Annotated in this window: 15 protein-coding genes and 1 pseudogene; 10 read left to right on the forward strand and 6 right to left on the reverse strand. The window is 32.3% G+C overall.

Translation table 11 applies throughout. The annotated features are described in order from the left end of the window. Window positions 1-211: 211 nt before the first annotated feature. The 9 genes and pseudogenes from O3884_RS03350 to O3884_RS03390 all read left to right on the forward strand — a co-directional run. The gene (locus tag O3884_RS03350) at window positions 212-946 is read left to right on the forward strand and encodes an ATP-binding cassette domain-containing protein (protein ID WP_371451655.1); all 735 of its coding nucleotides are present in this window, start codon (window positions 212-214) and stop codon (window positions 944-946) included. Continuing rightward, window positions 939-1,610, forward strand: a complete 672-nt coding sequence (locus tag O3884_RS03355; protein WP_003146663.1) for a methionine ABC transporter permease — start codon at window positions 939-941, stop codon at window positions 1,608-1,610. The genes O3884_RS03350 and O3884_RS03355 overlap by 8 nt, the downstream gene beginning before the upstream one ends. A gap of 4 nt (window positions 1,611-1,614) precedes the next feature. Continuing rightward, window positions 1,615-2,439, forward strand: coding sequence for a MetQ/NlpA family ABC transporter substrate-binding protein (locus O3884_RS03360; RefSeq protein ID WP_371451658.1), 825 nt, complete (start codon window positions 1,615-1,617; stop codon window positions 2,437-2,439). A gap of 91 nt (window positions 2,440-2,530) precedes the next feature. Next, window positions 2,531-3,364 carry a MetQ/NlpA family ABC transporter substrate-binding protein gene (locus O3884_RS03365; protein ID WP_371451659.1) on the forward strand — a complete coding sequence of 278 codons (834 nt, stop codon included), beginning with the start codon at window positions 2,531-2,533 and terminating at the stop codon, window positions 3,362-3,364. Between the two features lie 354 nt (window positions 3,365-3,718). Beyond that, window positions 3,719-3,946, forward strand: coding sequence for a helix-turn-helix domain-containing protein (locus tag O3884_RS03370; RefSeq protein WP_371451661.1), 228 nt, complete (start codon window positions 3,719-3,721; stop codon window positions 3,944-3,946). A 15-nt stretch (window positions 3,947-3,961) separates the two neighbouring features. Then, entirely contained in the window at window positions 3,962-5,701 is a 1,740-nt protein-coding gene (locus O3884_RS03375) for a type I restriction-modification system subunit M (RefSeq protein WP_371451663.1), read from the forward strand. A gap of 1 nt (window position 5,702) precedes the next feature. Then, complete coding sequence (locus tag O3884_RS03380) at window positions 5,703-6,809, forward strand: restriction endonuclease subunit S (RefSeq protein WP_371451664.1); 1,107 nt, start codon at window positions 5,703-5,705, stop codon at window positions 6,807-6,809. Window positions 6,810-6,821: 12 nt separating this feature from the next. After that, entirely contained in the window at window positions 6,822-10,058 is a 3,237-nt protein-coding gene (locus O3884_RS03385) for a type I restriction endonuclease subunit R (RefSeq protein WP_371451666.1), read from the forward strand. Next, window positions 10,051-10,170 (forward strand): annotated as a pseudogene (locus tag O3884_RS03390) (MetQ/NlpA family ABC transporter substrate-binding protein); the annotation flags it as partial. The gene O3884_RS03385 and the pseudogene O3884_RS03390, both read left to right, overlap by 8 nt. A gap of 231 nt (window positions 10,171-10,401) precedes the next feature. Here the strand turns inward: O3884_RS03390 and O3884_RS03395 are convergent. Genes O3884_RS03395 through malQ form a run of 4 tightly spaced genes read right to left on the reverse strand, consistent with a single transcriptional unit; the run spans window position 10,402 to window position 16,577 of the window. Continuing rightward, on the reverse strand, window positions 10,402-11,988 hold the full coding sequence (locus O3884_RS03395; RefSeq protein WP_371451669.1) for an alpha-glucoside-specific PTS transporter subunit IIBC: 1,587 nt from the start codon (window positions 11,986-11,988) through the stop codon (window positions 10,402-10,404). 18 nt (window positions 11,989-12,006) lie between these two features. Next, complete coding sequence (locus O3884_RS03400) at window positions 12,007-12,801, reverse strand: endonuclease/exonuclease/phosphatase family protein (RefSeq protein WP_371451670.1); 795 nt, start codon at window positions 12,799-12,801, stop codon at window positions 12,007-12,009. Between the two features lie 25 nt (window positions 12,802-12,826). Next, window positions 12,827-15,085: a glycogen/starch/alpha-glucan family phosphorylase gene (gene glgP, locus O3884_RS03405; RefSeq protein ID WP_371451671.1), complete on the reverse strand. Its 2,259-nt coding sequence runs from the start codon at window positions 15,083-15,085 to the stop codon at window positions 12,827-12,829. Window position 15,086: 1 nt separating this feature from the next. Continuing rightward, window positions 15,087-16,577 (reverse strand): 4-alpha-glucanotransferase, encoded by a 1,491-nt coding sequence (gene malQ, locus O3884_RS03410; protein WP_371451672.1) that lies wholly within the window; start codon window positions 16,575-16,577, stop codon window positions 15,087-15,089. Between the two features lie 237 nt (window positions 16,578-16,814). Here malQ and O3884_RS03415 point away from each other — a divergent pair, with 237 nt between their 5' ends. Beyond that, window positions 16,815-17,522, forward strand: a complete 708-nt coding sequence (locus O3884_RS03415; protein ID WP_003145472.1) for a UTRA domain-containing protein — start codon at window positions 16,815-16,817, stop codon at window positions 17,520-17,522. A 534-nt stretch (window positions 17,523-18,056) separates the two neighbouring features. Here the strand turns inward: O3884_RS03415 and O3884_RS03420 are convergent. Beyond that, window positions 18,057-19,406, reverse strand: a complete 1,350-nt coding sequence (locus O3884_RS03420) for a glucose-6-phosphate isomerase (RefSeq protein ID WP_371451675.1) — start codon at window positions 19,404-19,406, stop codon at window positions 18,057-18,059. A 23-nt stretch (window positions 19,407-19,429) separates the two neighbouring features. After that, window positions 19,430-20,413, reverse strand: coding sequence for a gluconeogenesis factor YvcK family protein (locus O3884_RS03425; RefSeq protein ID WP_371451677.1), 984 nt, complete (start codon window positions 20,411-20,413; stop codon window positions 19,430-19,432). Window positions 20,414-20,417 lie beyond the last annotated feature (4 nt).

Below are 20,417 nucleotides of genomic sequence, written 5' to 3' on the forward strand. Positions count from 1 at the left end.
TAGTAATCTTTACTATTTTTGTTGTATTTTTTAAACTATTTTCAATCTACATCGATAAACTGTATCAGTACAAATTAAAAAAAATCGAACAACAGATGTCTAAACACTATCAAACATGCATAGAACAATATGAACAAATAATTTTAAAAAATTAAACAAAAACCTTGAAATCCTTTACTAAAAGTGATATAGTTTTGATTGGAGGTATATTATGATAGTTCAATTAAAAAACGTATCAAAACAATATAAAGATGCTAACTTCAAATTAGAAAATATATCCTTTGATATTAATAAGAAAGAAGTTATTGGAATTATCGGAAGAAATGGTACAGGTAAAAGTACTATTCTTAAAATGATCAACGGGATTGTTTCATATGATAGCGGAGATATACTTTACAAAAACTCTTCTATTAAAGGTATGGATGCAAGTACCCTTAGAAATACTAGAAAAAATCTAGCATACATATTCCAACACTCTAATCTTATTGATAATAAAAGTGTATATTATCATTTAAGTCTAGTATACAAACTAAATAAGGTTTCTGTTGATAAAAAGAAAATAGATGATATTCTTGAATTCATGAATATTACAAGACTAAAAAATAGTCTTTGTGGTAGCTTAAGTGGTGGTGAACAACAAAAAGTCGCTATTGCTATGGCACTACTACAAGAACCTGAAGTTCTGCTTTGTGATGAAATCAGTTCTGCTTTAGACACTAATAGTGAAAAAGAGATCTTTGCTCTTTTAAATAAACTACGAACTACAACTGACATTTCAATTGTTATGATTTCACACAGTCTTTCATTACTAAAGAACTTCTGTGACAGAGTGGTAGTTATCGATGATTCTACTATAAAAGATATTGTCGTACCTAATAAAAATGCAAAAGACGATTACGACAGTAATTACTATAACTACGTAAAGGAGTTTTTATTAAATGATTGATTTATTTAAAGCCAATTACGATGGTATTATGAAAGCATTTTGGGAAACAAACTATATGATGATTTACTCTATGTTAACAGTATTTTTCATTTCCCTACCATTAGGTATTATGCTTTTTGCTTTCAGTCGTGATTATTTATTAAAGAATAGAGCAGTTTATGAAGGACTAAGCATTTCCCTTAATGCCCTGCGTAGTGTTCCGTTTCTAATTTTTGTATTCATATTAATCCCTGTAAATAGATTCCTATTTAAAACATCTTTTGGGAATATTGCAGCAATCTTGCCTCTTACACTAGTTGGTGTAAGTATCTATGCTCGATTTGTTGAACAAGCCCTTATAAATGTTCCTAAAAAGATTGTAGATAGAGCTATAAGTATGGGAGCTACTAAAATTCAAATTATTAGATACTTCTTATTACCTGCTACAATGGATAACTTAATCTTATCATTCACCTATACTACTATTAGTTTACTAGCGTATACTACTGTAATGGGTGTAATCGGAGCAGGTGGTCTTGGTGAATTTGCATTCAGATATGGATATCAAGAATACAATTATGATCTAATGTATTTAATAGTAATAATATTTATTATATATGTATTTATTATTCAATCTATAGGTTATGGATTAGCTAAACGTTTCACAAATAAGAAGGAGAAATAGATTAATGAAAAAAGTATTATCTATTGTTGCTAGTCTTTTAGCTCTTGTGCTTGTATTAACAGCATGTTCTAGCAAAACTAGCGATAAAAAAGAAGAAAAACAAGAAAACAAAACAATTAAAGTTGCTGCCCATGTCCCACCATTTACTGACATGTTAGAATTAGTTAAAGAAGATTTACAAAAAGAAGGATATACTCTTGAAATTGTAAAAGTATCTGATAACGTTCAAGCTAACGTTGCTTTAGCAAACAAAGAAATCGATGCTAACTTCTTCCAACATGAACCATTCATGAAACAGTACAACGAAAAAAATCACACTAACTTAGTAGCAGTAGCAAAAGTTTATAACTCAATTCCTGCTTTCTACTCAAAAACTGTTAAAAACATCAAAGATCTTAAAGATGGTGCTGACGTAGCTATTCCATCTGATGCTTCAAATATGGCGCGTGCATTAAGATTATTAGCTCACGGTGGATTAATCACATTAAACGATCCTAACAGTTACAACGTTACTGTAAAAGATATCAAAGATAATCCAAAACATCTTAAATTTACAGAAGTTGGTCTTTTAAACTTAAGTGATGCATATGCAGAAAAAGATTTAGTATTCAACTACCCAACTTACATTGCTAAATTAAACCTTACACCAATAAAAGATGGACTTTTAATGGAAGATAAAGCTGACTTTACATACGCTGGAGTTCTTGCAGCTCGTGAAGATAACAAAGACGACGCAAAAGTTCAAGCAGTGAAAAAAGCTTTAACTAGCCAAAAAGTTAAAGATTTCTTACAAAAGAATTACGAAGGTAAAGCTACTGCAGCCTTCTAATAAATATTTATTATTACTAATCCAAAATCTATATTATACAATCAACAACCTTACCTCTAAATAAAAAATATACTTAATAGGAGAATATATAATGAAGAAAATAATTTCATTTATAGCTAGTTTAGCTGCTTTATTATTAGTTTTAACAGCATGTTCAAGCAAAACTGAAGCACCTAAAAAAGAAGAGAAGAAAGAACCAGTTACTGTAAAAGTAGCTTCTCACACTTCTCCAATGACAGACATGTTAGAAATGATCAAAGAAGATCTTAAAAAAGACGGTTACAACTTAGAAATCGTTAAAGTTTCTGATAATGTTCAAGCTAACGTTGCATTAAACAATAAAGAAGTTGACGCTAACTTCTTCCAACACAAACCATTCATGGAACAATTTAACCAAAAAAATAATGCTCACCTAGTAGCTGTTCAACCTATTTACAACGCTACTGTAGCATTCTACTCTAAAACTCTTAAAGATATCAAAGATCTTAAAGATGGTGCTGATGTAGCTATCCCTTCAGATCCAACAAACTTAGCTCGTGCTTTACGTTTATTAGATCACGCTAAAGTTATTACTCTTAAAGATCCAAACAGCTTTACAGTAACTGAAGCGGATATCAAAGACAATCCAAAACACCTTAAATTTACTAAAGTAAGCTTACTAAACCTTAACGAAGCATACAACGAAAAAGATTTAGTATTTAACTACCCAACTTACATCGCTAAATTAGGATTAACTCCTGATAAAAACGGTCTAGCTCTTGAAAAAGAAGGAGACTTAACATTCGCTATCTCTCTAGTAGCTCGTGAAGATAACAAAGACGATGCTAAAGTTCAAGCAGTTAAAAAAGCATTAGCTAGTGAAAAAATTAAAGATTACATCAACAAAGAACTTAAACCAAAAGGACACGCTACTCCAGCGTTCTAATATAAATTAAAATAAAGATCATCTATAACATTAGATGGTCTTTTTTTATGCGTACTTTTTAAACAATTATACACGTATTAAAAGAAACAATTTAATTTGTAAAATTGCTTTTCTTTATTTTCTGCAATATTATATTTCTTTTTTCCATACAGTATATATATAATTAATTTTCATTTCATAAGATATCTTTTATAACTATTATTTTCACTATTTATCTTTATATTTTAAATATTAAATTCCATAATAAATAACCCTACAACTTTATAGCAATCAACCGATGTAGAATGGAAAGATTTACAATAATATGGTATAATAACGCTATACTAATGAGTAAAAAATGAGAAGGAGATGCAAATGAGTTTTCCTGAAGAAATAAAGAAAATTAGACAACGTTCATTCCTCACACAGCAAGACTTTGCTAAGAAAATTGGTGTGGCATTTTCCACTGTGAACCGTTGGGAATCTGGACGCGCAAAGCCAAACTTAAAAGCGATGAAAAACATTAATACATTTTGCTTAGATAATAACATTCCTTATGAAACTATAGAGGAAGCTTGGCTTAATTACAGAATAGAGAAATAAAGGAGCAATATTTCCATGACAGATAAAGAATTGAAAGATTTAAAAGATACCCTATGGCACTCCGCAGATGTTCTTCGCGCAAGTGCACATTTAGCTGCAAATAAATATGGGCAGCCTATTCTTGGGCTTATCTTCCTTAGATATGCAGATATTTTATATAAACAACATAAAGAAGATATTGAAGATGAATATAATCGACTAAAAGGTGGACGTATGGAAAAGTCACTGAGAGAAATTTCTATCGAGAAATGTGGATTCTATCTTCCAGAATGTGCTTATTATGACTTCATCAACGATGCGCCCGACGATGCGAACAAAGCTATTCTTGTAAAGAAAGCTATGGAAGCCATTGAGGATGAAAATCCTAAGATGGACGGCGTCCTTCCTAAAGAAGTATACGCTCAGCTTGTACCAGATGAAGAACCTGAGCTTCTTTCTAATATTGTGCGTATTTTTAAAGATATCCCTGAAAATAGTACAATTGATATTTTCGGTGAGATTTATGAATTTTTCTTAGGTAAGTTTGCACTTGCAGAAGGTAAAGATGGAGGAACCTTCTATACTCCTGCAACTGTAGTAAGATATATGGTAGAAGTATTAAATCCTCAACCAGGTGAAAAGAAGTTCCTAGATCCAGCATGTGGTTCTGGAGGTATGTTTGTCCAAGCCGCAAGATACATGCATGATCACAACGCCACTGAGAGTGAACAGATGAAGTTCCGTTGCTATGGTGTTGAAAAGGAACCTGACACAGTAAAACTGGCAAAAATGAACCTACTTCTTAATAATATTCGTGGCGACATTACACAAGCTAACTCATTCTATTCTGATCCATATAATGCATTTGGACAGTTTGATTACGTAATGGCAAATCCACCATTTAATGTTGATGAGGTTGTAGTTGAGAAAGTATCTGACGATATCCGCTTCAATACATATGGTGTACCAAGAAATAAAAGTAAATCGACTAAAAATAAATCTGATAAGAAAGAAACAGTACCAAACGCTAACTACTTGTGGATTGGCTATTTTGCCACTGCATTAAATGAGCATGGTAAGGCAGCGCTTGTTATGGCAAATTCTGCATCTGATGCATCAGGTTCAGAGTATGAGATCAGAAAGAAAATGATCGAAGAAGGTATCATCTCACAGATGGTGACTCTCCCTTCTAATATGTTCTCATCAGTTACACTTCCAGCAACACTTTGGTTCTTTGATAAGCAGAAACCAAATACTGAGAAGAAAAATGAAATCTTATTTATTGACGCTAGAAATGTATTTACTCAGATTGATCGTGCTCATAGAAAGTTCTCTGAGGAGCAGATTAAAAATCTTGGTATCATAACAAAACTATATCACGGAGATACACAGGCATTAATTGATTTAATCGATGAGTATAAAACAGAACTTGAAAACGCCCCAGAATCTTCTGATAACAAAGAAGTTCCAACCAAAGATTATTGGCAATCTCAGATTGACTGGTTAACTGAAAGATTCCCAGATGACGTATATACTGATGTGATTGGTCTTTGCAAGGCAGCACCATTGGATGGTGAAGATGGAATTGTTGATCAAGACTATTCCCTTAATGCAGGACGTTATGTAGGTGTAGTGATAGAAGATGATGGCTTAACACAGGAAGAGTTTAAGGAAGAAATGTATTCTTTACATAACGAGTTCACAACATTAAATGCTGAGGCAAAAAAACTTGAAGAATTCATCTCAAATAATCTGAAAGAATTGTTGGGTAAATGATATGAAGAAAATAACATTTGATAATTTTGTTAGGCTGAGTAGAGGATTTGATTTACCAGAGAGAAAGATTGTGGATGGTGAATATCCCGTTGTAGCCTCAACAAATATAAAAGCCTATCATAATGCATACAAAGTCAATCCTCCAGTGGTTGTTACAGGACGATCTGGGAGTTTAGGAAAAGTACAATATATAGATAGCAAATGTTGGCCTTTAAATACGTCTCTGTATTCTAAAGACTTTAGAGGGAATATCCCTAAATATATATACTTTTTTTTACAAACGATGCATTTAGAACAATATAACGCAGGAGCAGGTGTTCCTACATTAAATCAAAATCATTTGCAACGATTAAAAATAGTAGTCCACGATATAGATGAACAAAAGAAGGTTGCAGATATCCTCTCTACCTATGACAACCTTATCGAAAACAACAATAAGAGAATCAAATTGTTGGAGCAAATGGCTGAAAATCTCTATAAAGAATGGTTTGTAAGATTTCGCTTCCCTGGATACGAAGACGTGGAGTTTGAAGAGAAGAAACCTAGAGGTTGGCAAGTTAGCAACGAAGAGAAAAAACACTATGCACCTTCTATCTTCAAATATGATGAATTTGGAAAAATCGGGAGTTTTGCAAGAGGAAAAAATATTACTGTGGCGAAGATGATTGAAGGTGATATTCCTGTAATTTCGGCAGGATTGCAACCTTCTGGATACCACAACGAAGCTAATGTATATGGTACAAGCCTTACAATCAGTGCTTCTGGTGCTAATGCTGGATATCTTCAATATCATATGAATGATATTTGGGCCGCAGATTGTTCATACTATCAAGACGATACAAAAATTTGGTTTCTATATAATACTCTTAAATATTTACAACCAGTTATTAGTAACTTACAATGTGGGGCTGCTCAACCACATGTATATCCTAAAAACATCAATAAACTCTTTGTTTTAATACCTACAGAAGAATTGATTTATAAATATAATGATTTTGTTAAGACATATTATGAAGAAATCAAAATACTTAATCAGCACAATCAAATACTTACAAAACAAAGAGATATGCTTTTACCACGCTTAATGAGTGGAAAACTTAAAGTGTAAGGAGGTGTTCCTATGCGTAACTTTATATCAGAAGACAATATAGAACAGGCGATACTTGAAAAATTAAAAGCTGATCCCTTTAACTACGATATCCTTATTTGTAATGCTGATCCTAGCAAGCGTGACGATTTGAATGATGGTACAGGAAGATCTTCTAAGAGAGAATGTGTTCTTCCTGATATTATGCTACATTCTCTAAAACGTATTAACCCTACTATACCCGAAGACAAAATAAAGGAAATAGTAAAGACTTTAAGACAGGACTACACAGGTACGGATATTATTGATACCAACTATAAAATATACAGACAAATTCGAAATAATATAAAAATAACAGTTCGAAGAAATGGAAAAGAAGACTTTGATTTTGTTAAGCTCATCGACTTCGAGAATCCAGAGAACAACACTTTCACAGCTGTTTCTCAGATGTGGATTCAAGGAAAGGTCTATTATCGTAGACCGGATATCCTTATCTTTGTAAACGGGATGCCTCTTATATTTATTGAACTAAAGAATAGCATTGTTAAGATCGAAGAAGCATATAATAAGAATTTAAAGGATTATATACGAGATATTCCTAATCTATTTGCATTCAATCAGATTTGTGTTCTATCAAACGGACTAGAAACTAAACTTGGTGCATTCAATGCGACCTATGATTACTTTTTTGAATGGCTTAAAGTTGATAGTGAAAAGGAAATACTGGATCGAGAAGCTATTTACTCTTCAGAAACTATAAAAGATAGTTCTGTAAGATATTTTGTGGATGGTCTACTAAACAAAGATAGATTGATTGACTATCTAGAAAACTTTATTCTGTTTGAAAATCAACGAATAAAAATTATTGCTAAAAACCATCAGTACTTAGGGGGAAATAATCTGATGGAGTCAGTGGAAAACAGAAAAGAATTAAATGGTAAACTGGGGGTATTTTGGCATACACAAGGCTCTGGTAAGTCCTACTCTATGGTTATGTTTGCTCGTAAGGTTAAACGTAAAGTAGCTGGTAATTTTTCATTCCTTATTATCACCGACCGTGAAGATCTGGACACGCAGATTCATAAGAACTTTGTACGTACAGAAGTTATCGGTTCTAAAGAAGAGTGTCAACCAAAGGACAGCAAGCAACTACGAGAATTTTTAACTACCAATAAGGCTTTTATTTTCACACTGATTCATAAGTTCAGATACGATAAAACGAAGAAGTATCCCGTTCTTTCAACACGTGATGATATTATTGTTCTTGTAGATGAAGCACATAGAACACAATATAAAGATTTAGCAGAAAACATGAGAACTGCACTACCTAATGCAAATTTTGTTGCATTTACAGGTACCCCTCTTCTTGGTACTAAACGCCTAACAAATCAATGGTTTGGTGATTATGTATCAGAATATAACTTCGCGCAATCTGTTGAAGATGGTTCTACCGTTCCATTGTTCTATTCAAGAAGAGTTCCTGAGGTAGGTCTTGAAAATAATTTTCTTGATGATGACGTTGTGAATATTATCGAAGAAGAAAACCTTAATGAAGATGAAACACGTCTATTGGAGAATGCATCCTCTCGTATTTTAGAAGTAATCAAGCGTGAGGACAGACTTGATAAGGTAGCACAGGATATTGCATATCATTTTCCAAGACGAGGATTTCTTGGAAAAGGAATGGTTGTATCAGTGGACAAATATACAGCTGTTAAAATGTATGACAAAGTTCAACATTACTGGGCTATTGAAAAACAAAATATTACGAAGCAGCGAAATACTGCTACTACAAAAGAAGAGCGTGTTCAACTTACTCAAATTCTTTCTTATATGAATAAAGTAGAAATGGCTGTTATCATTTCCGAAGAGAACGATGAAGAAACTAAATTTGCTAAACAAGGATTGAAAATATCAGACCATCGTAAAAAAATGAAAGAAATCACACCAGACGGCAGAGATATTGAGGACAGATTCAAAGACCCTGATGACTCGCTACAACTAGTATTTGTGTGCGCAATGTGGTTAACAGGATTCGATGTGAAGAACCTTTCTACACTTTATCTTGATAAGCCAATGAAAGGTCACACATTAATGCAAGCTATAGCCCGTGCTAACAGAGTTTATCCTGGTAAGCCTGCTGGAATAATCGTTGATTATGTTAATGTCTTTAAATATATGAAGAAGGCATTAACGGAATATGCTACAGGTAATGACGGAACAGAGTTCCCAGCAAAAGATATTGATCAGCTAATTGGATATATTGATGGCACAATTTCTGAGGCAGATTCTTTCCTATTATCATTAGACATTGATCTAAATAAAATAATTGAAGATTCAAATACACTAGATAAATTGGATGCATTAAGACGTGCTTATGATACTATTATTGCTAAAGATAACGATAAAGAGAAATTCAAGGTTATTCTTAACACGTTAACAAATCTCTATGAAGCATCAAAACCTGAAATCTTTGAAAAAAACTGGAATAATGACAAATTTGCACCTCTTGTATATTTGCACGGACTATTATACCACATTATCGATGATGAGAAAGTAGCTCGTGCAAGACAGAAAATGAACCAAATCCTAGATGGTAGTGTTACCGCAAATCAAAATTTCGTCAATTATGTTCGAGAAGATTCTGCTCGCTTCACAATAAAAGGAACAAAGGCTATTGACCTATCAAAAGTAGATGTTGAACAGCTTAGAAAAGAAATAAAGACTGCTAAGTACAAGGCTATTGAAATTAATGACTTGAAAGAATACATAGAGAAAGTTCTAAAACAAATGCTTAATAGAAATCGCACTCGAACAAAATTCTCTGAACGTTTCAAGCGTATTATTGATTCCTATAATGCCGGTGGAACTGAAAATGAAGATTATTACGAACAACTTGTAAAACTTCTTGAAGAACTACGTCAGGAGGATAAGCGTGCCAACAAAGAAGGTCTTGCTGAAGCAGAACTAGAAATTTACGATCTGCTTATTGCTGGTAAGAAATTAACACAGAGTGACGAGCAAAAGGTAAAACTCTCTGCGAAAAACCTTTATAAGAAACTGAAAGATAATCGTAGCAACCTTCTTGTAGTAGATTGGTACAAGGATGAACAACCTCGTGCTAAACTAAAATATGAAGTGGAATTATCATTGAATAATGATCTACCTGAAAGCTATGATAAAGCAGCATTTGATTCCAAAGTATCATTGCTCATGAATCACTTTGTTGATATGGCAGTTCAAGGTTATGGTTGGATCGGTATCAGATAACAAAGACGATGCTAAAGTTCAAGCAGTTAAAAAAGCATTAGCTAGTGAAAAAATTAAAGATTACATCAACAAAGAACTTAAACCAAAAGAACACGCTACTCCAGCGTTCTAATATAAATTAAAATACTTAGCAGACAATGTTTGCTAAGTATTTTTTTACTTTAATATACCTTAATCACTCTGTTTAACAATGTTCCATCGCTAATAAAGTATATATTATTGTACTCTCAAATGCCTGTAGTAGACCCTAGAAAGCAGAATAATATCTAATAACTTGCTAGCACAATTGTCCATAACAAAAAAAGAAACTGACTTTTACATCAGTTCCTTTTTATTAATTATCTTATTTGTGTAATTCTTTTTCGAAAGCTTCTCTAACTTGTCCTACTGAGAATCCGATGATTACTTGAATTGCTTTACCGTTACGAGCAACTCCAAGAGCTCCAGAACGTTTTAAGAATTCATCATCTTTAACTAAGCTTTCATCTTTAACGTTAACACGTAATCTTGTTACACAGTTAGTAACGTCTACGATATTATCTTTACCACCTAAACCTTCAAGAATGATTACTGCTTGATCGTCATGAGTAGCTGCATCATCTCTAACTTCTGGTTTTGGTGCTTCTTTACCTTTTTCACGGTACTCTTGTTTAGAGTAAAGTTTTGTTTCAGCATCATCTGCTTCACGTCCAGGTGTGTTTAATTGGAATTTAAGGATTAAGAATCTAAATACGAAGAAGTAGATTACTGAGAATACTAATCCAATTGCGATTTGAACGAATACTTGAGATGAGTGATTTTTGAACATTGGTAACCAGTTAAGAGCTAAGAAGTCGATTAATCCACTTCCGAAGTTACCTACAACTCCAAATTGGTACATAGTTGCTGACATTAATGCACCTAATACTGCGTGAGTAGCGAATAACATTGGTGCTGCGAATAAGAATGTGAACTCGATTGGTTCAGTGATTCCTGTTAAGAAACCAGTAAGTGCTGCTGGGATTAATAATCCTGCTACAACTTTTTTCTTGCTGTCTTTAGCTGTTACATACATAGCTAAAGCTGCTGCTGGTAAACCAAATACTTTTGAGTTACCGTGTAATGAGAATCCACCTTGTGGGAATAACTCTTTTAATGGAGTTGAGCTTTGAGAGAACTCTTGAATGTGTTGTACCCAGTAAGCTGTGATTCCATTTTCTACTACTGCTGGTCCAAACATGAATGGACCATAGATGAAGTGGTGTAATCCTGTTGGGATTAAAATTCTTTCTAGGAATGTGTAAGTGAATACCCCTGCAACTCCAGAAACTTTTAAGAATCCTTGTAATGCAGCAATTCCTAATTGAACTTTTGGCCATAATAAAGCTGTTAAGAATGCAGCTGGAATCATGATAATAAATCCAACTAAGATAACAAATGTTGAACCTTGGAAAATTCCTAATAATTCAGGTAATTTTTTGTCAAAGTATTTGTTGTGAATCCATACTGAGATAGATGCAATAACGATAGAACCGATGATTGAAGTATCTAATGTGATTGCTCCAGCGATTCTTGTAATACCTGTAGGTAATTTAAGAGCTGGTGTTACATCTACTCCGAAGAATTTGAATTGAGTTAAGAATCCGTTGATGAAGTAGTTGTAAACCATGTAGATTAAGAACGCTTCTAATGCAGCACGACCATTTGCTTTTTTAGCAAGACCAATTGGAATACCAAGAGCGAATACTACTGGCATTTGGTTAAAGATTGTCCATCCTCCTTGTTCAACTACGAACCAGAAGTTATACCAAAGAGTACCCTCTGTCGCGATGCTCCCTACTAAGTTAGGGTTTTTAAAGATTGAAGTTAATCCTACTACTAATCCGAAGAATGCGAATATAATAGAAGGCATTAACATAGCGCCACCAAAACGCTGAATTTTTTGTAACATAACATTTTCCTCCTTTTTTTATTTTTCTGCTAATGTTACTTCTAAGCCATTATGATCAGAAATTATTGGATAATTATCATCATTAAATATAACAAAACTTTCTTTTACGTCCAATTTTCTATTAATAAAAACATAATCCAATTTTTTCTGACACATAGAATCTTCCCAACCACTTATATTTTTATATACGGTAACTCCCCCGTCTTTTTTCTCGGCTAATTCATATGTATCATATAATCCTTTATCAAGTATTCTTTTGTAATCATCTACTTGATGGAAATAATCCGTATTGAAATCTCCCATGAAAACTTTAAGATTTTTGTTATCTGTATAATTAATTAGGTTGCTAAGATTTTGATCTATGTCTTCCCCTTTACAAGTTGGCAAATTCATATGACAACTGTAAAATTCTACGATCTCATTATTTATTTTAAGATCGACTTTTAAAATTTTTCTCGATTCGATAGAAGTTACGGTTTGTTGTGCCGTACAGTAAAAATCCTCTACGGCAACAACTTCACCTTTAGCTAATATCGCTAAACCTTCTTCGAATTTATCAAATCCTATATGAGAATAAGTCCAATAGTAATTATAACTATCTTCTCCATATTCTCTAATTTTATCAAGTAATAATTTCCCAAAATTATCTTCTTTAATTCCATCGTGAACATCTTTGCTATTAATCAATTGATTTACTTCTTGCATGGCAACCACGTCATAATTTTTTTCTACAATTACCTTTGCTAAAATATCTAATTTTTCAAGCTGGTTTTCTTCTAACCAACTATGTACATTAATTGTTAATAGTCTCATTTAATGTTCCCCACTTCTTTATTTATTATTTTTTATTCCAAATATCTTCATTGTATTGAGCAATTGTACGGTCAGATGAGAAGAATCCTGCTTTTGCAATGTTCGCAATAACTTTCTTCATCCATAATTCACGGTTTTCGTAATCTGCTAACATTTCTTCTTTCTTAGCGTAATATTCCTCAAAGTCAATAAGTGTCATGAACCAGTCTTTATTAAGTAGTTCGTTGTATAATCTTTCTAATCTTTCTTTGTTTCCAAGTTTAACTAAATCTTTAGAAACGATGAAGTCAACAACTTCTTTAACACCATCTTTTTCATAGTATTCTTTAGAAACATATCCAGCAGTTTCGTAAAGTTTAATGATCTCATCACTTTCTTTACCAAAGATGTAGATATTTTCGCGTCCAACTAGTTCATCAATTTCCACGTTAGCTCCATCTAGAGTTCCTAGAGTTAGAGCTCCGTTTAACATGAATTTCATGTTACCAGTTCCACTTGCTTCTTTAGAAGCTAATGAAATTTGTTCAGAAATATCAGTTGCTGGAATTAATTTTTCTGCAACACTTACATTATAGTTTTCAACTAAGAATACGTTTAAGTATTTGTTTACTTCTGGATCATTGTTAATTAATTCTGATAGACATAGAATTAAGTGAATGATATCTTGAGCTATAATATAAGCTGGTGCTGCTTTACCACCGAAGAATACTGTAATTTTTCTTTCTGGTAATTTACCATTTTTGATGTCTAAGTATTTTTTGATTACATATAAAGCGTTCATTTGTTGACGTTTATATTCGTGGAATCTCTTGATTTGTGTATCAATAATACTGTTTTCATCAAGTTCGATACCTTGAGTTTCTTTTAGGTATTCTTTAAGAACAAGTTTGTTCTCATGTTTAATTTCTTCTAATTTAGCTGCTACTTCTTTACTATCTACAAATGCTAATAGTTTTTCTAATTTAGTTGCATCTGTTAAGTATTCATCACCGATTAGGTCTTTTAAGTAAGCCGCTAAAGGTCTGTTAGAGAACTCTAACCAACGTCTGAATGTGATACCGTTAGTTTTGTTGTTAAATTTCTCTGGATATAATTCATAGAAGTGTTTTAACTCAGAGTTTTTAAGAATTTCAGTGTGTAGGTAAGCAACCCCGTTTACACTGTTAGAGAAGTGAATATCCATGTTTGCCATGTGTACTCTATCATCTTTATCGATGATTTGAATATCTTCACCTTCATATTTTTCTCTAATAACTGCATCTAATTGTTTGATGATTGTTACTAAGTGCGGTACCACTTCTTCTAAGTATGCTAATGGCCATTTTTCTAACGCTTCTGCTAAGATAGTGTGGTTTGTATAACCAGTCATTTTTTGAACGATTGTGTATGCTTCTTCAAATTCAATTCCGTGTTTTTCAGTTAATAAACGAATTAATTCAGGAATTACCATACTTGGGTGAGTATCGTTAATTTGAACATATGCATATTCGTATAGATCGTGAACATTACTTCCTTTAGCAATTGCTTCATCTAAAATTAATTGAGCCGCGTTTGATACCATGAAGTATTGTTGGTAAATACGTAGTAATTCACCATTTTTATCACTATCATCTGGATATAAGAATAATGTTAAGTTTTTCTCGATATCAGTTTTATCAAAACTAATACCATCTTCAATAATACTGCTATCTACTGATTCGATATCGAATAAGTTTAGGTAGTTTTTAGTATCTTTTTTGTATCCTAATACGTCAATTCTTTTTAGAGTTGAAGTTAGGTTGAAGTTTTTGAATGGTACAGTGTATTTAACATCAGTATCTCTTAACCATGAAGAATCTTCAATCCAGAAGTTTGGCTCTGCATGTTGTTCATTTTTAACAAATACTTGTCTGAATAATCCACAGTGATAGTTTAATCCAACTCCATCACCATTGATTCCTAAAGATGAGATAGAATCGATGAAGCAAGATGCTAAACGCCCAAGACCACCGTTACCTAGTGATGGTTCTAATTCTGCTTCTTCAACATCACTAAGACGTTTGTTAGCTGCGTTTAATTCTTTTTCGATTTCTTCGTAGATACCTAAGTTAATTAGGTTGTTTGATAATAGCTTACCAATTAAAAATTCTGCTGAAATGTAGTAAACTTTCTTTTTATCAGAGTTTAAAGCTTTTTTATCAGCTTCTTCTTTTACATAGTTTAATAGTTGTTTATATATCTCTTTGTTCTCTAAAGTACTTAGTTCTTTATTTGTATTTTCTAATACATATTTACTAAATGACATTTTATACCCTCTCTCTTGAATATCTTACTGTAATGTTTCTTAAAAATTCTTTTCTCTCTTCTGTTAGATCTTCTGCAAGCATTCTCCACTCCCAGTTTCCTCCAACTGTTGATGGAACGTTCATTCTGCTTGTTGCATCTTTATCTAATAAATCTTGCATTGTTACGATTGCGTAATCACTTACTGAAGAGTAAATTCCTCTAATCATAGCTTCTGTGATTTTTTCCTCATCACGACGGTTTAAGTATTCAGAAACTAGTTCTTTTTCTGATTCGCTTAGTTTTTCATACCATCCATTAACTACATCGTTATCATGTGTTCCTGTGTATGCAACACTATTTTGAGTATAATGATGAGGTCGGTCTAAATTATCTTCTCCTGGGAAAGCGAATTGAAGAATCTTCATACCAGGATATCCAGAATCATCTAGTAATTTTTCTGCTTTAGCATCGATAAATCCTAGATTTTCTGCAACGATTGGTAAATCACCTAATTGTTCTTTAATTTTTTGGAATAATTCAATTCCTGGACCAGCTTCCCAAGTACCATTTACTGCATTTTCTGCATCTTTATCTATTTGCCAGAAATCTGAGAATCCTTTGAAGTGATCTATACGAAGTACATCGTAGATTTTAAAACTTTCTTGAACTCGGTAAATCCACCATGAGAATCCTTGTTCTTTGTGTTTTTCCCAATCATAGATTGGATTACCCCAAAGTTGTCCAGTAGGACTGAAGTCATCTGCAGGACATCCAGCTACATAAAGTGGTTCATTGTTTGCATCAACTTTAAATAGTTCTGGCATAGTCCACATCTCAACACTATCAGCACTTACATAAATTGGCATATCTCCAATAATTTTGATTCCTTTTTCATTAGCATATTCTTTTAATGCTAACCATTGTTTAAAGAAGAAATATTGTGTTACTGTGTAGTATCTTATGCTATCTTGAAGTTCTGTGCGATATTTTTCACGAGCTGCTTGTTCACCTTTTTTGATATCTTCATCCCAGTGAATAAAACTCTTATATCCGAAACTTTCTTTTATAGCCATATATTCAGCATAATCTGCTAACCAACTTGAGTTCTCAGCTTCAAATTTTTCAATTTCAGCTAATACTTCATTATTTTTACTAGTATTAGCAACTGCTTTTTCTAAAATTGGTCTTCTTGCTTCAAATAATAATGCATAATCAACTTTTTCAGGATTTTCTCCAAAGTTAACATTTACATAATCACTTTCTTCAAGTAATCCATCTTCTTTTAATAATGAGAAATCAATTAGATTTAAGTTTCCTGCTACAGCTGAGAAACTTTGGTATGGTGAATCACCATAACTTGTAGTTGTTAATGGTAAAATTTGCCAATAAGTTTGTTTTGTTTCTTCTAAGAAATCAACAAAATCATAAGCACTTTTACCAAATGTTCCTATTCCGAATTGACCTGGTAATGATGTAATATGCATTAAAACACCACTTGAACGTTTTGTCATTATTAGTTTCCTCCGTTATTATTTAACTTGTATTTACAAAATAAGTTCTTATAACTTAACATTTATTATTATAATAAAACACTTACATTTTGTCAACACATTTATGTAATTCTTTTTATTTAGTTATGTAACCTATACGTAAATGTTGAAAACACTATAAAACTTTTACATATTTCTTGATTTTTAATCCTTGTACATTTATAATAATATAGATAAACTTTGAGAGGTTAATAGTAAATGAGCAAATACAAACAAGTCTACAGAGACTTAAAAGAAAAAATTGACACTCGAGTATATAAACGTAATACTGAATTACCGAGTGAAAATGAGCTAGTTAAAGAATATGGCTATTCTAAAGATACAATCAGAAAAGCTCTATCTTTATTAGAAATTAATGGTTATATTCAAAAAATCAAAGGTAAGAACTCTTTGATTCTTGGGCATGGTAGGATTAAAAATAACTATCTTGGAAATATTAAAACTTCTTCTGAATTAAATATCGATGGAAAATACGAAATTAAAACATCTTTAGAATCCCTTTATATCATTCAAGGTGATAAAAAGATAATGGATATTTTCGGATCGAATGAAGATAATGATTTTTACAGAGTTAGTCGTAGTAGATTAATAAACGGTGAACGACTAGAATACGAGGTGTCTTATTTCGATCGTAAACTTGTTCCATTTATTAATAAAGAAATTGCAGAATCTTCTATCTATAAATATTTAGAAAAGGAATTGGGATTAAATATTACACACTCAAGACGTGAAATTTCATTTAGATATGCTACTGAAGAAGAAAAACAACATATGGACTTAGGTGAATATAATATGGTCGCTGTTGTTGAAAGTATCACATACTTATCAAATGGTAATATCCTACAATATGGAATACTAACATATAGACCAGACAAATTCACATTTGTAACTATGGCAAAAAGATAAAAACGACTCGTAAATTACGATTTTATTAGAATCGAATTTATAGAGTCGTTCTTTTTTTAAAAAAAATTTTACTATTCAAATATTTTAAGTATGGTGGCGAACGGTTCCATCTAACTTTAATTGTCATTTAGACAATTAAAGTGGATATTACACCTTGAAATTAAGCTTAAAATCTTAATTTCACCGATGGAACTTTTTCAAGTTCCATTATCACCATTACAAAATATTTGAGTAAAATTAATAATACTATTTAAAAATTAATCAATTTATTTATTAATCAAGTTTATATTTTTCTTACTGTTTTGTAGTAGCTGAAGTGAAAAACTTTTGTGTTTCACTGCGAGAAAATGAGACTACAGGCTCATTTTCTAACCGGAATATCCTTTTGAGATAACAAAAGATATGGAGGTGTCGCAAGCTACACTTAAAACAGGAAAAGGAAAAATATAAAATTCACTAAATATAGTATCTAATCACATATAAAAAACTGATAAAGGAAAATTATTCCTCTATCAGTTTTTATTTTATTCGAGATTATTTTAATCTTTCTTCTAATTCTGCTTTTAAGTCTTCAAATCCTGGTTTTCCAAGAAGAGCAAACATATTTTTCTTATACGCTTCTACTCCTGGTTGGTCAAATGGATTTAGACCTTGCATGTATCCAGAAATACCTACAGCTTTTTCGAAGAAGTATACTAAGTATCCGAATGTAAACTCACTCATATCTGGAAGTTCTACTACAAAGTTAGGTACTCCCCCATCAGTGTGAGCAAGAAGAGTTCCTTCAAATGCTTTAGTATTTACAAAATCCATAGTTTTTCCAGCTAGGTAGTTAAGTCCATCTAAGTTATTTTCAGCTTCTTTAAGTTCAATATCTTTATTTGGAGATTTAACTTTTAAGATAGTTTCAATTAGAATACGACGTCCTTCTTGAACATATTGTCCCATAGAGTGAAGATCAGTTGAGAAGCAAACACTTGATGGGTATAATGCTTTTCCGTCTTTACCTTCAGACTCACCGTAAAGTTGTTTCCACCATTCGTTGAAGTAAACCATTGATGGTTCGTAAGAAACAAGAATTTCAATTAATTTACCTTTTTGTTGTAATACGTTACGCATTACAGCATATTGGTAAGCAATGTTAGTACTTAAATCTGGTGAAGAAAGTTCATCTTGAGCTAATTTAGCTCCAGCCATCATTTTATCAATATCAATTCCACTCACAGCAATTGGAAGTAATCCTACTGCAGTAAGAACTGTGAAACGTCCACCGATATCATCAGGTACTACAAATGTTTCATATCCTTCATCATCAGCTAATGATTTTAATGCTCCACGAGCTTTATCAGTAGTAGCGAAGATTCTTTCTCTTGCTCCTTCTTTTCCATATTTTTCTTCAAGTAATTCTTTGAAGATACGGAATGCAATCGCAGGCTCAGTAGTTGTACCAGATTTAGAAATTACGTTTACAGAGAAATCTTTTCCTGTAGTTTTTAAGTAATTCACTAATTCTTGAGTATAACTTGAAGAAATAGTGTGACCTACGAAGAAGATTTGAGGAGTTTTTCTATCTTTTTCATAGAAGTTATAGAAACTATCGTTAAGCATTTCAATTGCTGCACGAGCTCCTAAGTATGATCCACCAATTCCGATAACAACAAGTACATCAGAATTACCTTGAATTTTTTTACTAGTTTCTTTAATTCTAGCGAATTCTTCTTTATCGTAGTTAGTTGGTAAATCAACCCATCCTAAGAAGTCACTACCAATTCCAGTTTTATTGTGTAATTGATCGTGAGCAACTTTCACATAACCTTCCATATTTTTCACTTCTTGTTCGTTAAAGAAGTTAAGTGCTTTCGAATAATCAAATTTTAAGTGCATTTTTGTTCTCCTTATTTGTTTTCTCACCTTTTATTATAAATCATTGTTGGCTTATCGTCTATAATATAATCGTAAATTAATTCAGAAACTTTATCTGCATTATGTCTAATCGTATTATTATCAACGATTCCAACGTCATTATTTTTTATTAATTTTATTCCTAACTCTTCAATTTTTTCATGATCGATTTTGACCGGTTCTTGTTTTTCTTTGTGATATTTCGATAAAATACTATCATCAAACTCACGTGAATTAGCAATTACTAAGTCAAATATGTTCTCTTCAACATGTTTATTGATCGCAAGGATATGATCGCAAACCGAATAATTATCTGTTTCACCATGTTGCGTCATTACATTACAAACATATATCTTCTTAGCATTACTTTCTCTAATCTTTTCCGACACATTAGAGATTACTAAATTAGGAATTATAGAAGTATATAAACTTCCAGGTCCCATAATAATATAATCCGCCTCTTCTATCGCCTTAAGTACATCTTCATTAGGCTTAACTCTTGAAGGCGTAATATAAACATGATCTATAACTCCACCAGCTTTTGTAATTGAAGATTCTCCACGAATAATTTCTCCATCTGATAATACAGCATTCAATGTCGCAATATCATTAGTAGTCGGCAATACAGTTCCACGTACATTTAAAATTCTACTCATAACTTTTACCGCAGTAGAAAAATCACCATGGATATCCGTCATAGCAGCTATCATCAAATTACCAACTGGATGCCCTTTTACTTCACCGCTATCAAATCGATATTGGAACATTTTTTCCAAATATGGTTCAACATCCGATAATGCTGCGATAACATTTCTTATATCTCCTGGAGAAGGAATATTCATATCACTTCTTATTTTTCCAGAACTTCCTCCATCATCTGCTACCGTTACTACAGCAGTAATCTCAAGAGGGTACTTTTTTAACCCCCTTAAAAGAACTGACAATCCAGTTCCTCCACCAATAGTAACTACTTTTATTTTAGTACTCATTTTT

Origin of the sequence: Gemella sp. 20925_1_85 (genome assembly GCF_041433735.1) — a bacterium.
Classification (GTDB): Bacteria; Bacillota; Bacilli; order Staphylococcales; family Gemellaceae; genus Gemella.

Excerpts from the sequence above, each read along its gene's own strand:
- O3884_RS03350 (WP_371451655.1), top strand. The coding sequence starts at position 212 with ATGATAGTTCAATTAAAAAACGTATCAAAACAATATAAAGATGCTAAC.
- O3884_RS03355 (WP_003146663.1), top strand. The coding sequence starts at position 939 with ATGATTGATTTATTTAAAGCCAATTACGATGGTATTATGAAAGCATTT.
- O3884_RS03360 (WP_371451658.1), top strand. The coding sequence starts at position 1,615 with ATGAAAAAAGTATTATCTATTGTTGCTAGTCTTTTAGCTCTTGTGCTT.
- O3884_RS03365 (WP_371451659.1), top strand. The coding sequence starts at position 2,531 with ATGAAGAAAATAATTTCATTTATAGCTAGTTTAGCTGCTTTATTATTA.
- O3884_RS03370 (WP_371451661.1), top strand. The coding sequence starts at position 3,719 with ATGAGTTTTCCTGAAGAAATAAAGAAAATTAGACAACGTTCATTCCTC.
- O3884_RS03375 (WP_371451663.1), top strand. The coding sequence starts at position 3,962 with ATGACAGATAAAGAATTGAAAGATTTAAAAGATACCCTATGGCACTCC.
- O3884_RS03380 (WP_371451664.1), top strand. The coding sequence starts at position 5,703 with ATGAAGAAAATAACATTTGATAATTTTGTTAGGCTGAGTAGAGGATTT.
- O3884_RS03385 (WP_371451666.1), top strand. The coding sequence starts at position 6,822 with ATGCGTAACTTTATATCAGAAGACAATATAGAACAGGCGATACTTGAA.
- O3884_RS03395 (WP_371451669.1), bottom strand. The coding sequence starts at position 11,988 with ATGTTACAAAAAATTCAGCGTTTTGGTGGCGCTATGTTAATGCCTTCT.
- O3884_RS03400 (WP_371451670.1), bottom strand. The coding sequence starts at position 12,801 with ATGAGACTATTAACAATTAATGTACATAGTTGGTTAGAAGAAAACCAG.
- glgP (WP_371451671.1), bottom strand. The coding sequence starts at position 15,085 with ATGTCATTTAGTAAATATGTATTAGAAAATACAAATAAAGAACTAAGT.
- malQ (WP_371451672.1), bottom strand. The coding sequence starts at position 16,577 with ATGACAAAACGTTCAAGTGGTGTTTTAATGCATATTACATCATTACCA.
- O3884_RS03415 (WP_003145472.1), top strand. The coding sequence starts at position 16,815 with ATGAGCAAATACAAACAAGTCTACAGAGACTTAAAAGAAAAAATTGAC.
- O3884_RS03420 (WP_371451675.1), bottom strand. The coding sequence starts at position 19,406 with ATGCACTTAAAATTTGATTATTCGAAAGCACTTAACTTCTTTAACGAA.
- O3884_RS03425 (WP_371451677.1), bottom strand. The coding sequence starts at position 20,413 with ATGAGTACTAAAATAAAAGTAGTTACTATTGGTGGAGGAACTGGATTG.